General features: G+C 60.4%; 19 protein-coding genes. 8 read left to right on the forward strand and 11 right to left on the reverse strand.

Going from position 1 to position 14566, the window contains the following annotated elements:
• The first annotated feature begins 73 nt into the window (after nucleotides 1-73).
• Nucleotides 74-616 (forward strand): gamma carbonic anhydrase family protein, encoded by a 543-nt coding sequence (locus AC07V4_RS00335; protein ID WP_431750719.1) that lies wholly within the window; start codon nucleotides 74-76, stop codon nucleotides 614-616.
• The gene (locus AC07V4_RS00340) at nucleotides 613-1272 is read left to right on the forward strand and encodes an HAD family hydrolase (RefSeq protein ID WP_492635234.1); all 660 of its coding nucleotides are present in this window, start codon (nucleotides 613-615) and stop codon (nucleotides 1270-1272) included. Before AC07V4_RS00335 ends, AC07V4_RS00340 begins: the two co-directional genes overlap by 4 nt.
• A gap of 85 nt (nucleotides 1273-1357) precedes the next feature.
• Here the strand turns inward: AC07V4_RS00340 and AC07V4_RS00345 are convergent, their stop codons facing one another.
• A complete protein-coding gene (locus AC07V4_RS00345) occupies nucleotides 1358-2401 on the reverse strand; it encodes an aminopeptidase (RefSeq protein ID WP_492635233.1) in 1044 nt (347 codons plus the stop codon).
• Between the two features lie 125 nt (nucleotides 2402-2526).
• Between AC07V4_RS00345 and AC07V4_RS00350 the strand changes: the two genes are divergently transcribed.
• On the forward strand, nucleotides 2527-2949 hold the full coding sequence (locus AC07V4_RS00350) for a PA0061/PA0062 family lipoprotein (protein WP_492635232.1): 423 nt from the start codon (nucleotides 2527-2529) through the stop codon (nucleotides 2947-2949).
• Here the strand turns inward: AC07V4_RS00350 and AC07V4_RS00355 are convergent, their stop codons facing one another.
• Together AC07V4_RS00355 and AC07V4_RS00360 are read right to left on the reverse strand one after the other, a co-directional pair.
• Nucleotides 2950-3189, reverse strand: a complete 240-nt coding sequence (locus AC07V4_RS00355; RefSeq protein ID WP_431750783.1) for a DUF1161 domain-containing protein — start codon at nucleotides 3187-3189, stop codon at nucleotides 2950-2952.
• Between the two features lie 148 nt (nucleotides 3190-3337).
• Nucleotides 3338-3769 carry an OsmC family protein gene (locus tag AC07V4_RS00360; RefSeq protein ID WP_492635231.1) on the reverse strand — a complete coding sequence of 144 codons (432 nt, stop codon included), beginning with the start codon at nucleotides 3767-3769 and terminating at the stop codon, nucleotides 3338-3340.
• A 217-nt stretch (nucleotides 3770-3986) separates the two neighbouring features.
• Here AC07V4_RS00360 and AC07V4_RS00365 point away from each other — a divergent pair, with 217 nt between their 5' ends.
• Nucleotides 3987-4988 carry an LLM class flavin-dependent oxidoreductase gene (locus tag AC07V4_RS00365; RefSeq protein WP_024072590.1) on the forward strand — a complete coding sequence of 334 codons (1002 nt, stop codon included), beginning with the start codon at nucleotides 3987-3989 and terminating at the stop codon, nucleotides 4986-4988.
• A 60-nt stretch (nucleotides 4989-5048) separates the two neighbouring features.
• On the opposite strand, the gene AC07V4_RS00370 is transcribed toward AC07V4_RS00365, so the two are convergent.
• Nucleotides 5049-5270 (reverse strand): DUF1161 domain-containing protein, encoded by a 222-nt coding sequence (locus AC07V4_RS00370; protein ID WP_431750781.1) that lies wholly within the window; start codon nucleotides 5268-5270, stop codon nucleotides 5049-5051.
• A 116-nt stretch (nucleotides 5271-5386) separates the two neighbouring features.
• Nucleotides 5387-5602 (reverse strand): dodecin, encoded by a 216-nt coding sequence (locus tag AC07V4_RS00375; RefSeq protein ID WP_005783406.1) that lies wholly within the window; start codon nucleotides 5600-5602, stop codon nucleotides 5387-5389.
• 154 nt (nucleotides 5603-5756) lie between these two features.
• Here AC07V4_RS00375 and AC07V4_RS00380 point away from each other — a divergent pair, with 154 nt between their 5' ends.
• On the forward strand, nucleotides 5757-6083 hold the full coding sequence (locus AC07V4_RS00380; protein WP_431750780.1) for an ElaB/YgaM/YqjD family protein: 327 nt from the start codon (nucleotides 5757-5759) through the stop codon (nucleotides 6081-6083).
• Here the strand turns inward: AC07V4_RS00380 and AC07V4_RS00385 are convergent.
• Nucleotides 6080-6976 (reverse strand): LysR family transcriptional regulator, encoded by an 897-nt coding sequence (locus AC07V4_RS00385; RefSeq protein ID WP_492635230.1) that lies wholly within the window; start codon nucleotides 6974-6976, stop codon nucleotides 6080-6082. The two genes, AC07V4_RS00380 and AC07V4_RS00385, sit on opposite strands and share 4 nt — an antisense overlap.
• A gap of 110 nt (nucleotides 6977-7086) precedes the next feature.
• On the opposite strand from AC07V4_RS00385, the gene trpB reads away from it, so the two are divergent.
• The 3 genes from trpB to AC07V4_RS00400 all read left to right on the forward strand — a co-directional run bounded on the left by trpB (nucleotide 7087) and on the right by AC07V4_RS00400 (nucleotide 9740).
• A complete protein-coding gene (gene trpB, locus AC07V4_RS00390; RefSeq protein WP_492635229.1) occupies nucleotides 7087-8343 on the forward strand; it encodes a tryptophan synthase subunit beta in 1257 nt (418 codons plus the stop codon).
• Nucleotides 8343-9152, forward strand: a complete 810-nt coding sequence (trpA, locus tag AC07V4_RS00395; RefSeq protein WP_492635228.1) for a tryptophan synthase subunit alpha — start codon at nucleotides 8343-8345, stop codon at nucleotides 9150-9152. Before trpB ends, trpA begins: the two co-directional genes overlap by 1 nt.
• Nucleotides 9153-9290: 138 nt before the next feature.
• Nucleotides 9291-9740 carry an anti-virulence regulator CigR family protein gene (locus AC07V4_RS00400; protein WP_492635227.1) on the forward strand — a complete coding sequence of 150 codons (450 nt, stop codon included), beginning with the start codon at nucleotides 9291-9293 and terminating at the stop codon, nucleotides 9738-9740.
• Nucleotides 9741-9794: 54 nt separating this feature from the next.
• Here the strand turns inward: AC07V4_RS00400 and AC07V4_RS00405 are convergent, their stop codons facing one another.
• The 5 genes from AC07V4_RS00405 to AC07V4_RS00425 all read right to left on the reverse strand — a co-directional run bounded on the left by AC07V4_RS00405 (nucleotide 9795) and on the right by AC07V4_RS00425 (nucleotide 14550).
• Entirely contained in the window at nucleotides 9795-11099 is a 1305-nt protein-coding gene (locus AC07V4_RS00405; protein WP_492635226.1) for an MFS transporter, read from the reverse strand.
• Between the two features lie 183 nt (nucleotides 11100-11282).
• Entirely contained in the window at nucleotides 11283-12431 is a 1149-nt protein-coding gene (gene dgoD, locus AC07V4_RS00410; RefSeq protein WP_178923977.1) for a galactonate dehydratase, read from the reverse strand.
• Nucleotides 12432-12478: 47 nt separating this feature from the next.
• Nucleotides 12479-13099 (reverse strand): 2-dehydro-3-deoxy-6-phosphogalactonate aldolase, encoded by a 621-nt coding sequence (locus AC07V4_RS00415; protein ID WP_492635225.1) that lies wholly within the window; start codon nucleotides 13097-13099, stop codon nucleotides 12479-12481.
• Between the two features lies 1 nt (nucleotide 13100).
• On the reverse strand, nucleotides 13101-14060 hold the full coding sequence (locus AC07V4_RS00420; RefSeq protein ID WP_492635224.1) for a 2-dehydro-3-deoxygalactonokinase: 960 nt from the start codon (nucleotides 14058-14060) through the stop codon (nucleotides 13101-13103).
• A 163-nt stretch (nucleotides 14061-14223) separates the two neighbouring features.
• Nucleotides 14224-14550: a DOPA 4,5-dioxygenase family protein gene (locus tag AC07V4_RS00425; RefSeq protein ID WP_492635223.1), complete on the reverse strand. Its 327-nt coding sequence runs from the start codon at nucleotides 14548-14550 to the stop codon at nucleotides 14224-14226.
• Nucleotides 14551-14566 lie beyond the last annotated feature (16 nt).

A 14566-nucleotide genomic window follows, 5' to 3' on the forward strand; every position in this document is an offset into this window, starting at 1 on the left:
AAGACAAAGATGGGGCCATCTTAATTACAATCAATGCCCACCGCAGCTATCAGCAAAAGAGAGAGAGGCTATCGTGACCCTTCGCACCTATCAGAATCACACGCCAACCCTGGGCACCGGGGCGTTTGTCGATATTTCGGCGGTGGTGATCGGCGATGTCGAAATCGGCACCGACAGCTCAGTGTGGCCGCTGACCGTCATCCGCGGCGACATGCACCACATCCGCATCGGCGCACGAACCAGCGTGCAGGACGGATGCGTGTTGCACATCACCCACGCCGGGCCCTTCAACCCGGACGGCTTCCCACTGCTGATCGGCGATGACGTGACCATCGCCCATAAAGTCATGCTGCACGGCTGCAGCGTAGGCAACCGCGTGTTGATCGGCATGGGCAGCATCGTGATGGATGGCGCCGTGGTGGAAGACGACGTGATCATCGGCGCCGGCAGCCTGGTGCCGCCGGGCAAGAAACTCGACAGCGGCTTTTTGTATGTGGGAAGCCCGGTTAAACAAATCCGCGCGCTGACTGACAAGGAGCGCGCCTTTTTCACCTACAGCGCCGCGAACTACGTGAAGCTCAAAGACCTGCACCTGGCCGAAGGATTCAATCAATGACCCTGCATTACTCCACCGTGCTGTTCGACCTGGATGGCACCCTGACCGACCCGCGTGAAGGCATCACCCGCTCGATCCAATACGCCCTCGCCAAGCTCGGTATCGACGAGCCGGACCTGACCCAGCTGGAACACTTCATCGGCCCGCCGTTGCTGCAAGCGTTCATGCAGTTCTACGGGTTCGATGAAGCCAAGGCATGGGAAGCGGTGAACTTCTACCGCGAGCGCTTCAAGGTCACCGGCCTGTATGAAAACCGTGTGTTCGACGGCGTGATGCCGCTGTTGGAAGAATTGAACAGCCAGGGTCGCCAGCTGTACGTGGCGACCTCCAAACCGTGGGAATTCGCCCGCGAGATCGCCCGGCATTTCGACTTTGCCAAACACTTCAAGGTGATCTACGGCAGCGAACTGGACGGTACACGCACCAACAAAGTCGAGCTGATCGCCCATTTGATGCGTGAAGAAGGCCTGGACCCGGCCACCACCTTGATGATTGGTGACCGCAAGCACGACCTGATCGGTGCGCGTAGCAACGGGCTGGATTCGGCGGCGGTAGGCTATGGGTTTGGCAGTTTTGAAGAGTTGAATGCCGAGGCGCCGACTTGGCATTTTGAAACCCTGGATCAGATGCATCAGGCGTTTATGCAGCGCCCTTGAGATGGCTATCGCAGGCAAGCCAACTCCCACATTTTGACCGTGCTCGACGATCCAATGTGGGAGCTGGCTTGCCTGCGATGGGGCCCTATCGGCCACTGACTTCCAACTGTTTCAACGCCGCCTTACGCTGTCCCACCGACAACCCACCCATCTTCTCTACCGCCGCAAAAAACCTCACCCAATCCCCACCTTCCTGCCGAAACAACGCCGCAAACGCCGGCACCCACTGGTCGTACAGCCCAAACGGCAACAACCGTGCGTTGTTCATCGGCTGATTGACCCACACGTCATAGCGCTTGTCGCCCCCCCACTGGCTGTCGCGCATCCGTCGGTACTCACTGCGCAAGCGTTCGAATTCCGCCGCCTTGGCCTGGCGCATCACGTCCGCCGCCAAGGGCTGCGCGTACAGCGTTTCCAAGCGTTTGCGGGTGTCGAGGACCAGCCGGATAAATTGATCACGCTGCCTCAACGCTGCGTCACCGACAGGCGCCAAGCCTCGGGCCGCACGCCATTGACGGGTGCCTTCCTGCTCGACGAAATTGGCGTAGGACTCGTTGAACTCGGTGTCGTCCTTTACATAGAAACGCTGGTGCGCCAGCTCATGGAAGATCAACGTGGCCAGTCGCTCGTCACCCCAGTTCATCATCGAGCTCATGATCGGGTCATCGAACCAACCCAGGGTGGAATAGGCCTCGACGCCACTGACCGACACGTCCATGCCCCGTTGTTGCAACAGCGCCGCTTCGCCACGCGCCGCACCTTGGTTGTAGTAGCCGCGATAAGCCACACAACCGGCGATGGGGAAGCAATGGGTTTCAGGCGACAGAGAAAATTCCGATGTGGCGAAGACATTCCAGACGACATAGGGTCGACCGATGTCGGCGTACAGCCGGTAACTCCGGTTGTCAGGCAGGTGCAGGTGTTCGCTGGCAAAGGTCCGCGCCTTCTGCGCTTGCACCAGGTGATCGCGCAAGACCTGTGGCCGTGACGGGTCTGCGATGACCTCGGAAACCGGCTCCCGGGCCCGCAATAATTGCCACTGGCCGCTGGCTAATTGGCTGTAGTAACTCACGCTGGAACAGCCGCTGAGCAGTACAACCATCAACCCTGGAAGAAAACGCCTGACCATGCCCCGATGACTCCTGGGTAAATTGCCCGCCAGACTAGCCTGCCTGTGTGGGATTTTTCCATGGCGTGGCGTGTTTATACTGATAGAGAGTCCGCTCCATCCCTTCCACCGCCTGAGTGCCCGCCATGCGCCAGCTATTGTTTTGCATCACCGCCCTGTTTCTCAGCGCCTGCGCTTCAACCCCGATTCCACCGGTTGACCCGCATCAGGCCTGGGTCGACTTCACCACGCCGACACCGGGCGCCAAACTGGTGATGGCCCAGCGCCTGGACGGCAAGAGCCTCAACGACGGGCGTTTCTTTCAGGTGCCACCCGGCAGCCATGAGCTAATGGTGCGGTTTGATTTTGAAGTCCCCACGGGCGGCAGCTTCGGCGGTTTTGGGCAAACAACTGACCGTACCTGCTTCATGACTTTGCAGTACGACAACTTCCAGGCTGGCCAGCGCTATGTGTTGGAAGGGCGGTCGCTGGCCTACACGCCCAATATTCGGCTGTACAACACAGCTCGTCAGTTGTTGGCCGAGGAACGCAGTGTGAACTGCATCTGATCAGTCGTTGTTTCTCTGATAGATGATGCGCTTGGTGCCGTTTTCACAGGAGCCGACAATCATGGCGCTGTCGTGATTCTTGGCCTCTTCGGCAGTGATGATCTCCAAGGTGTAAGACGGAATCGCCTTGGCCTGGATCTTCACTTCGATCTCTTTCCTGAGCTCTTCACAATCTTTTGGCGCGGCCACAGCCGAAGTGGCCAACGCACCGCAAATGATCGCCAAGGCAAAACGTTTCATGTGTGAAGCTCCCTGAATGCATGCGCACGGGTGTGCGCCTAGGCTGCATAGCCTATAGGACCACATCTAGGAAACACGAGTTCTGATTTAACGCAGAACTAAATGAATGTGGGAGGGGCAAGCCCCTTCCCACATTGGATCTGCTGCGTTAGTTGACCAGCGTGGCATCCAGGCTGATTTTCGCATTCAGCACCTTGGACACCGGGCACCCTTCCTTGGCCTTTTTGCTCAGCTCATCGAATTGCGCCTGGCTGGCGCCCGGAATCTTGGCTTTCAGAATCAGGTGTACGGCGGTGATCGCAAAGCCACCGTCTACTTGGTCCAGAGTGACTTCCGCCTGGGTGTCGATGCTGTCGGCCTTGAGGCCGGCGTCGCCGAGAATCATGGAAAACGCCATGGAGAAACAGCCGGCATGAGCAGCACCGATCAGTTCTTCGGGGTTGGTGCCTCTACCGCCTTCGAAGCGTGCCTTGAAGCCGTAAGGCGCGTCGCGCAGCACGCCGGTTTCGGTCGAGATGGACCCCAGACCGGTCTTCAAGTCGCCTTCCCAGTGAGCCGATGCTTTTTTCTTGATACTCATAGCTATCTCCTCGAACGGTGGTTTTGCGTCAGTTGGAGTTCTGAGGATAGAAGCTTTGGCAAAGTTCATCTTGTCAGAGAAACCTAGTGCTCCAGTAGGAAATTTTACGATCGCCTATTGAATCTCGGGTATATGCCCTCATTGCATGAAGCATGCACATGAAGCGGCAGGTTTTGGTTCGTCTATAAGCCTGCGCACCCAATGGAGAAGCAGGCTTATGAAATCGCTGTCCGACGTAAAGTTCTCGACCCTCGACCTCGTGCCCGTGCGCGCCAATGGCAGCCCGGCGCAATCGTTGCGCAATTCCCTGGACCTGGCCCAGCACGTGGAAAAGTTCGGCTACCACCGTTTCTGGGTGGCGGAACACCACAACATGGACGGCATCGCCAGCTCGGCCACTTCGGTGTTGCTGGGCTACCTGGCTGGCGGCACCTCGACCATCCGCGTCGGCTCCGGCGGCGTGATGCTGCCCAACCACGCGCCCCTGGTGATCGCCGAACAGTTCGGTACCCTGGAAAGCCTCTACCCCGGCCGTATCGACCTGGGCCTGGGCCGCGCCCCCGGTTCAGACCAGATGACGGCCCGCGCCCTGCGCCGTGAACGCTCCGGCAGCGCCGACGACTTCCCGGAAGACGTGGCCGAACTGATGGCCTACCTCGGTCCGCGCACGCCCGACCAACGGGTGATCGCGGTCCCAGGCACCGGCACCAACGTACCGGTGTGGCTACTCGGTTCCAGCCTGTTCAGTGCACAACTTGCGGGGGAGCGAGGCTTGCCCTACGCCTTCGCCTCCCATTTCGCTCCGCGCCTGATGCATGAGGCGATTCGCGTGTATCGCAATCACTTCAAGCCTTCAGCCGTGCTGGATAAGCCCTACGTCATGCTTGGCATTCCGCTGGTAGCCGCCGATACCGACGAGCAGGCTGATTACCTGGCCACTTCGGTCTACCAACGTATCCTCGCGCTGATGCGCGGCCAAAGCCTGGTGCAGCGCCCGCCCGTAAAAACCATGGACGGCCTGTGGCTGCCCCATGAAAAAGACGCGGTCGGCAGCTTCCTCGGCCTGGCGATGGTGGGCAGCCCGGCGAAGATCCGCGCCAAACTGGAGGTGTTGATCGAGCAGACCGGCGCCGATGAGCTGATCTTTACCTGTGACCTGTACGAGCACGCCGACCGGATTCATTCCTACGAACTTCTTGCGCAGTTGATGAAGGGCTAAAACCCATAGGCGAAAAAAACCGACGCACTCGCGTCGGTTTTTTATGTCTGGAACACGGGATTAACCGCGCTTGTAGACGATTTCCTTGGTGCCGCCGCCGCAGGTGCCGACTACCGAGCCACCGGCCGAAGCGCCTTTATCCACGATTTCCAGGGAGTAGTGCGGTACGCCTTTAGCGTCGATTTTCGCTGCGATCTCGCTTTTCAGCTCTCCGCAGTCCTTCGCCGCCATCGCTGTGCCCGCAATGCTCAACAAACCTACCGCTAACAAGAACTTCTTCATCCGTTACTTTCCTTGCGCTGATCGAAAAGAGCGTGCCGACGCTTATGGCATCGGCCCCCAAAGGTTGTAGCGCAGGTTATGGCAATCGGCCAGTCAGCAAAGTTCAACTGTCGCGCTTAACTGCTGGCAATTCGGAATCCCACCTTGAGCGTGACCTGGAAGTGCGCGGCCTTGCCGTCCTTGATGTGGCCACGGGTTTCGGTCACTTCGAACCACTCCAGGTGCTTGATGCTCTTGTTGGCCTCGGCCAGCGCATTATTGATGGCGTCTTCGATGCTGGTGGTCGAGGAGCCAACCAGTTCGACTTTCTTGTAGGTGTGATGATCAGACATGACGTTTCTCCTGAGGACTTTAATCAGCGTAGCAGTCAATGTTCGTACTGCTTCTGGCGACCGTTCCTAAGTGAAAGTTCAGATTTACTGCACTTTCTGAAACCGGTGCAGTCGGTATCTACACATGCCACTCAATCACTTCAGGAGAGTCCAAATGGCCAACACTTCTTTACGCAAAGCGTCGCTGGAAAGCATGGAAGCCGAGATTTCGAGCCTGCTCAAGTCTCTGGAAAGCCTCAAGGACGACGCATCTGACGAGTCGCGCAAGACCCTGAAGGCCCTGAAAAGCAACGCCGAGAATGCCCTCAAGCACTCCCGCCACCTGATCAGCGATGCCTACGAAGAAAGCAAAGTCAAAATCCGCGAAACCGGTGCTGCGACCCGGGATTACGCACAAGAGCATCCATGGACTACAGCCGGTGTCGCCGTTGGCGCACTGGGCCTGATAGCCGCTTACCTGCTGTGCAAACGCCGTGACTAAACCGGCTGGCGCAAAAGCTCTGCCTTGAGCCACTGCGCCAACCGACCAGCGCGCCCGTCTGCGGCGCGCTTGGGTAGCCACAACGCCAGGTGCGCCGGGGTTTCACTGAAACCCCAGGGCGCCACCAGGCGACCCGCGCGCAGGTCCTCTGCCACCAGCGGCTCTGGCGCGATCGCCACTCCCAGACCCGCCACCGCCGCCTCCAGCAAGTAATACAAATGCTCAAACCCTTGGCCGTGTTTCAACGCGCCAGGCTCGATGCCGTATTGCCGCGCCCAACTGGGCCAGGCTTGCGGACGCGATGTGGTATGCAACAAAGCTTCGCCACACAGGGCTTGCGGCGGCGCCTGGTGCAGGCGTTCGTAACCGGCAAAACGCGGGCTCATCACCGGGCCGATACGTTCGCTCGCCAGCTCGTACACCTGCATATCCGCAGGCCAGGGCGGTTCAGCGAACACCAGCAGAGCATCCAGGCCAGGGCGCCGCGGGTCGAGGTCGCCGTCACCGGCCGACAGGTGCAGGCGCAGGTCTGGCAAGTCGGCGTTCAAGCGGCCCAGGCGCGGGATCAACCAGCGCGCCAGCAAGCTCCCCGAGCAGCCGAGCACGAAGGGCGCGTCAGCGCTGGCCTGGGTCAGCTCGGCACACACGTCCCTTAAACGTTCGAACGCTTCAGCACTGGCATCCCGTAGTCGAACGCCGGCATCTGTGAGTTTAAGGCCGCGCCCGTCTTTGGCGAACAAACTGACACCCAAGTGTTCTTCCAACACCTTCAGCTGGCGGCTGACGGCGCCGTGAGTCACGTGAAGTTGCTCGGCAGCCTGACTGACGCTGTTGAGGCGGGCAGTAGCTTCAAATGCACGCAGGGCGTTGAGGGGCGGAAGGTCTCGACTCATCTGTGAGTTTTCCTGACATGTTGCGGCGATCTTATCGGTTTTCAGCGTAGAGCGTGAAGGGTAGAGTGGCCCTCATTGTTTCCTACACCCATTCTTTCCTGGAGCGTCCCATGACTCAGTCCCAGACCGATCTACGCAACGGCCCAGACGCCAACGGCCTGTTCGGCGCGTTCGGCGGCCGTTACGTCGCTGAAACCCTGATGCCGTTGATCCTCGACCTGGCCCGTGAGTACGAAGCGGCCAAGATCGATCCGGCCTTCAATGAAGAACTGGCCTACTTCCAACGCGACTACGTCGGCCGCCCAAGCCCGCTGTATTTCGCCGAGCGCCTGACCGAGTTCTGCGGTGGCGCCAAGATCTACCTCAAGCGCGAAGAGCTGAACCACACCGGCGCGCACAAGATCAACAACTGCATCGGCCAGATCCTGCTGGCACGGCGCATGGGTAAAAAACGCATCATCGCCGAGACCGGCGCCGGCATGCACGGCGTGGCCACTGCCACCGTGGCGGCACGCTTCGGCCTGCAATGCGTGATCTACATGGGCACCACCGACATCGAGCGCCAGCAGGCCAACGTGTTCCGCATGAAGCTGTTGGGCGCCGAAGTGATCCCCGTGGTCGCCGGCACCGGCACGCTAAAGGACGCGATGAACGAAGCCCTGCGTGACTGGGTGACCAACGTCGACAGCACCTTCTACCTGATCGGCACCGTGGCCGGCCCGCATCCGTACCCAGCCATGGTGCGCGACTTCCAGGCCGTGATCGGCAAGGAAACCCGCGACCAGTTGCAAGCCCAAGAGGGCCGCCTGCCGGACAGCCTGGTGGCGTGCATCGGCGGTGGCTCCAATGCCATGGGCCTGTTCCACCCGTTCCTGGACGACACCAGCGTCGAGATCATCGGTGTCGAAGCGGCCGGCCACGGCATCGAGACCGGCAAGCACGCCGCCAGCCTCAACGGTGGCGTACCGGGTGTGCTGCACGGCAACCGCACTTTCCTGCTGCAGGACGACGATGGCCAGATCATCGACGCCCACTCGATTTCCGCCGGCCTCGACTACCCGGGCATTGGCCCTGAGCACGCCTGGTTGCACGATATCGGCCGCGTCCAATACACCTCCGTGACCGACGACGAAGCGTTGGATGCCTTCCACAAATGCTGCCGCCTGGAAGGGATTATTCCTGCACTGGAAAGCGCCCACGCCCTGGCCGAAGTGTTCAAACGCGCACCGACCTTGCCGAAGGATCACCTGATGGTGGTCAACCTGTCGGGCCGTGGCGACAAAGACATGCAAACCGTGATGTTCCACATGGAACACTCCCAACAAGAGCAGTCTCAACAAGAACAATCCAAGCAGGAGAAACACTGATGAGCCGCCTGCAAACCCGCTTCGCACAGCTTAAAGAACATAACCGCGCCGCTCTGGTGACCTTCATCACCGCCGGCGACCCGGGCTACGACACCTCGCTGGCGATCCTCAAGGGCTTGCCTGCCGCCGGCGCCGATGTGATCGAGCTGGGCATGCCTTTCACCGACCCGATGGCCGACGGCCCGGCCATTCAACTGGCCAACATCCGCGCGTTGACCGCCAAGCAGAACCTGGCGAAAACCCTGCAAATGGTTCGTGAGTTCCGCAAAGACAACAACGACACGCCACTGGTGTTGATGGGCTACTTCAACCCGATCCACAAATACGGCGTGCCGCAGTTCATCGCCGACGCCAAGGCAGCCGGTGTTGACGGCCTGATCGTGGTCGACATGCCGCCCGAGCATAACGCCGAGCTGTGCGACCCGGCCCAGGCAGCAGGCATCGACTTTATCCGCCTGACCACGCCAACCACCGACGACGTGCGCCTGCCGACCGTGCTCAACGGCAGCTCCGGCTTTGTGTACTACGTGTCGGTGGCGGGTGTGACCGGTGCCGGTGCCGCGACCCTGGAACACGTCGAGGAAGCCGTGACCCGCCTGCGCCGCCATACCGATCTACCGATCAGCATCGGCTTCGGTATCCGCACGCCAGAACAGGCCGCGGCCATCGCACGCCTGGCCGATGGTGTGGTGGTGGGTTCGGCATTGATCGACCACATCGCCACTGCCAAAAATGATCAGCAGGCAATTGATGGCGTATTGAGCCTGTGCGCAGCGCTGTCGGAAGGTGTTCGCAGCGCCCGTAAGTAAACGCCGTGTAGCGGTGGGTAAAGTTCCTGATACAGAGGAATCATACGGGCGAATCAGTACCTAAACTGACAAGACCAAGGGATTTCGAACCCGGTTCGAAATCCCTTTTTTGTGCGTGCAGTACTGAGGAATACCCCCATGAAAATGCCTAAACGCTTGATCGCTGGTCTCGCCGTGCTGATGCTCGGCGCGAGTGCCCTGGCGCAGGCCGCGCCCTACGATGAGCGTGGCGGTCCCGGCCCCGACCGAGGCGGCCCGCAAGGTCAGCATGAGCAACGCGGTGATGACCATCGAGGCCCGCAGAACAACCACCGTGGTGGCCCACCGGAAGACTTCGGCCCGGTGCGCCAGGTGATCCGGGATAACCACAACGACTTCCGCCGTGGCGCACCGCCGCCGCCCGGCGTGCGTCTGGTGCGCGGCCAGCCGCTGCCGCGCAACTACTACGGTGAGCGCTTGGACAACCGAGCCCTGGCCCACCTGCCGCAATACCCTGGATATGAATGGCGTCGCTCCGGTGGCGACATCGTATTGATCGCCATCGGCACCAGCATCGTCTATCAGATCCTGGATGGCGCGCTGTACTAAAAGTGGGGGGCGCCGTTGTGGCGAGGGAATAAGCGCCCTCGCCACAGGGTTTACCTAAAGCTCTATGCGCTCGACTTTGCCTACCAGCAATACGTAGGACAACGCCCCAAGCAACGCCAGCACCGCGATGTAAGTGATCGCCGGCGCAAACGAATCGCCACTGGCCAGAAAGCCAATCACAATCGGCGTGGCAATCGCCGACAAGTTACCGATGAAATTGAATACGCCACCGGTCAAACCCAACAGCCGTGCCGGTGCCAGGGTCGACACCAGCGACCAGGTAATCGACGCCAACCCATTGCCAAAGAACGCCACCGCCAGGAACGCAATCACCCACGCTGTCGAGTCCACATAGTTGGCGCCGATGATTGCCGTGGAAATCAGCAACCCGCCGATGATCGGCAACTTGCGCGCAAAACCCACCGACGCGCCGCGGCGAATCAGCCAGTCGGAAAAGATCCCCGAGCACAGCACGCCGACGAACGCCGCCAGGAAGGGCAGCGATGCGAGCAAGCCCGACTTGATGAAGTCCATGCCGCGATATTTCACCAGGTAGGTCGGGAACCACGTCAGGAAAAACCACAGCGTGGAGTTCAGGCAGAACTGGCCCAGGTAGATGCCCCAGAGTTTGCGCTTGCTCAGCACGATGCCCAGGTCGACCCAACTGAATGGCGCCTTGGCGGTTTTTTCCTGCATGTCCACCAACCCGCCACCTTCACGGATCAGGTCGATTTCAGCTGCGTTCGCGCCTTTGAAATCCTTCGGCTCGCGATACACCGCGTACCAGATCACCGCCCACAAGATCCCCACGCCACCGGTGGCCACAAACACCATATGCCAGCCAAATGCATGCTGCAGCCAGGCCAGTACCGGCGTGAGAAACGCCAGACCGACAAACTGCCCGGAGGTGTAGACGCCAATCGCCGTCGCGCGCTCACGCTCGGGAAACCAAGTGGTGACCACGCGGCTGTTGATCGGATAGGCCGGAGCCTCCAAAGCACCCACCGCCATACGCAGCACGAACAGCGCGATAAAACTGGCGGCAAAGCCGAGCATTACCGTGGCGACGGACCATAGCAGCAGGGCGGCCGTGTAGAGAATGCGCGGCGGCACGCGGTCCACCAGCCAGCCACCAGGGATCTGCATGGCGGCGTAGGTCCAGCCGAAAGCGGAAAAAATCAGCCCGACATGCACCGGGTCGATACCCAGCTCACTGGTCAGGGCAGGGGCGGCAATCGACAGGTTGCTGCGGTCGAGGTAGTTGATCACCACGGTGATGAATAACAAAACCATGATGAAGTAGCGCTTTCGGGTAGGCGTGACTAAAGAAGCCTGCCCGGTGAAGGATTCAGGGTGCATGGGGGGTTGCCTCTTCTTATGTTTATTGAGGACCGAATGGATCTGACTGAAGAAGCCGAATCAAACTGTGGGAGCTGGCTTGCCTGCGATAGCGGTGTATCCGTGCCAGATGTGCACACTGGCCCACCGCTATCGCAGGCAAGCCAGCTCCCACAGTTTTAACCGCATTTCTTCAGTAGGAAATCACCACTCGGCGAAGCTGCCGTCGGCATGGCGCCAGATCGGGTTGCGCCAGCGATGGCCGATGGCCGCGCGTTCGATCACATATTCCTCGTTGATCTCGATACCCAGGCCCGGCCCATTAGGGATTTTCACGAAACCCTGGTCATAGTCGAACACGCCCGGATCGCGCACGTAGTCGAGTAGGTCGTTGCTCTCGTTGTAGTGAATGCCCAGGCTCTGCTCCTGGATAAACGCGTTGTAGCAAGCAGCGTCCAATTGCAAGCAGGCCGCCAGGGCAATCGGGCCCAGCGGGCAATGGAGGGCCAGGGCCACATCGTAGGCTTCGGCCATGTTGGCGATCTTGCGGGTTTCTGTGATGCCGCCCGCGTGGGAAGCATCCGGCTGGATGATGTCGACATAGCCTTCGCTGAGCACGCGCTTGAAGTCCCAACGCGAGAACAGGCGCTCGCCCAGGGCAATCGGCGTACTGGTGAGCGGCGCCAGCTCTTTCAATGCTTCGTAGTTTTCACTGAGCACCGGCTCTTCGATGAACATCAGTTTGTACGGGTCCAGTTCCTTCATCAGCACTTTGGCCATGGGCTTGTGCACACGACCATGGAAGTCGACGCCGATACCGACGTTGGGGCCGACCGCATCACGCACGGCGGCGACATTGGCCAGGGCCAGGTCGACTTTTTCGAAGCTGTCGACGAACTGCAGTTCTTCAGTGCCGTTCATCTTCACGGCAGTGAAGCCGCGGGCCACGGCCTCTTTGGCGGCACGGGCGGTGTCGGCGGGGCGATCGCCGCCAATCCAGGAATACACGCGGATCTTGTCACGCACTTGGCCACCGAGCAGATCACTGACCGACACGCCGAGGGCCTTACCCTTGATGTCCCACAGCGCCTGGTCGATGCCGGCCAGGGCGCTCATGTGCACCGCGCCGCCACGGTAGAAGCCGCCACGGTAAAGCACCGTCCAAATGTCTTCGATATTGCGTGGGTCTTTGCCGATCAGGTAGTCGGACAGTTCTTCGACGGCAGCCGCCACGGTATGGGCGCGGCCCTCAACCACGGGCTCACCCCAACCGGTCACGCCCTGGTCGGTCTCGACCTTGAGGAAGCACCAGCGCGGCGGGACGATAAAGGTCGTCAGTTTGGTAATTTTCATCTGTTATCTCTCTTATAGATGCAGCGCCTGCGGGCGCGAACTTGAAGTCAGCTCAGGGCGTTCCAGGCAGCCACATAAGCCTGGGCGCGGCTCGCTACCTGATCTGCCGTCATACCCGGTTTGAACAACCCGGAACCCAGCCCGAACCCTTTGGCGCCGGCGTCGATAAACACCTGCATGTTGTCCGGGGTGATACCGCCCACCGGCAGCAACAAGGTGCCCGCAGGTAAGACCGCCAGCCACGCCTTGATCACGGCGGGGCCCATTTGCTCAGCGGGGAACAGCTTTAATACGTCGGCACCTTCGTCCAGGGCGGCGAAGGCTTCGGTGGGCGTTGCGACGCCCGGCGACAGCAACAAACCCGCTGCCTTGGCGGCACGCAGCACCTTGGCATCGCTGTGGGGCATCACGATGACCTGGCCACCCGCGGCTTTCACCTGTTCGACCTGTGCAGGCGTCAACACCGTACCGGCACCGATCAGGCAATCGGCGGGCAGGGTGTCACGCAGGGTGCGGATGCTGGTGTAAGGGTCCGGCGAATTCAGTGGGACTTCGATCACACGAAAACCCGCTTGGTACAGCACCTGGCCGATGGCTTGGGCCTCGTCCGGGTGAATGCCGCGCAGAATGGCAATCAAACCGTTTTGCGCGAGTGCTTGCTTGAGCATGTCAGGCCTCCGATACAGGCTGAGTGAGCCCGGCCGCCACGGCCAGTTGCCACAGGCCACGCTCGGTGGCTTCCTGCGCCAGGCTGACGTGGGCAAAGCCGCAAAGGGCGAGGGCACGTTGATAACGGGCGCAGAGGGCGGCGGCGCCGACCAGGATGATGGGCTTGTATTTGGCACTGACGGGCAGGCCTGCGAGTTCATGACCGATGAGCAAGCCGGACAAGTAATCGGGCTGCTGGTCAGGGGCGAGTTCGGCAGTGAGTCCAAGGGTGCGGGCACTGAACAAGGTCGACAACACGCCGCGCTGGCCATCTTTTGACAGCGCCACCTGCACGCCACGGTCAAAGGCTTCGGCCTGGAAGTGCTCGGATACTCGTTGAGTCCGCCCAAGAAGGCTGTGCTTGCTCAGCACCGCGAACAGCTCGCCGGTCATGAAGGTGTCGAAGTGGGTGATGCAGCCTTCGACGACCTCGACCCACTTGGAATGGCTGCCCGGCAAGCCGATCAACACATCAGCGCCCAGCCCTTGCAGCACGCCCAATACCTGGGTTTCTTCGCCGCGCATCACATTGGGCAAGCCAACCTGCTCGATCACACCCGGCACGATGTGCACGTCGACCCCACGCACGCTGTGCACGCGGTGCAGCGCCTGGCCCAGGCTTGCAACGTCGACCGGCGTGTTGCGGTAGGCCGCTTCGCTCCAGCCCTGGGCGCTGCCGACCATGCCGCAGGCGATCACCGGCAGGCTTGGCTCGGCGTCGAGCCAATCGCCACACGCCGCATCGAACGCCAGCTCGAAGCCGTTGCTGCAACGCACACCGGCAATGTCCCGGGGCTCGCTGGGCAAATGCATGATGCCCCACGCCAGCGAGCGCTGTTCCAGCACCACGCCTGCCGGACCGAGTTTATAAGCACGAAGGGAACTGGTTCCCCAATCGAGCGCGATCAATTGCGCCTGCATCGCTTCACCTGAAATGAGTGGGTGCTGAAAAAAGCAGATGGGCGAATATAAACCTATGCCCGGCGATATCTCAATATATAAATATCAGTCCCACATGTTGAGCAATAACCATAAAAAATCCCGTCGCCTTTGCACAAGGGAACGGGATTCGTATCAGCTTTGATTAAAAAACAGACAAATTCAGCTCGCGCATCGCCCCCATCCAGATCGCGTAGTCGGTGTGATCTTTCAGGTCATCACCGGTTTCAGGGTGCAGGAACACCACCAGGCCATTGCGGTGCAACGCCAACCACGGCAGTACCACGCCGATGTATTCCGGCTCGAACGCCAGTTGGCAGCTCCAGTCCGGGTGCGGGCCCACAGGCCGCTCGTGCACGCGCCCCATACGCAACGGGAACAGCTTGGTCGCGTCTTCACACAGGGTGCGCGCCTGCTCGATGGTGCTGGCGTCGAAATAGATATGGGCGTGATAGCCCTTGATACGTTGCATGGCGAAATCCGTGTCC

The organism is Pseudomonas sp. GW821-FHT03A09, assembly GCF_059421065.1.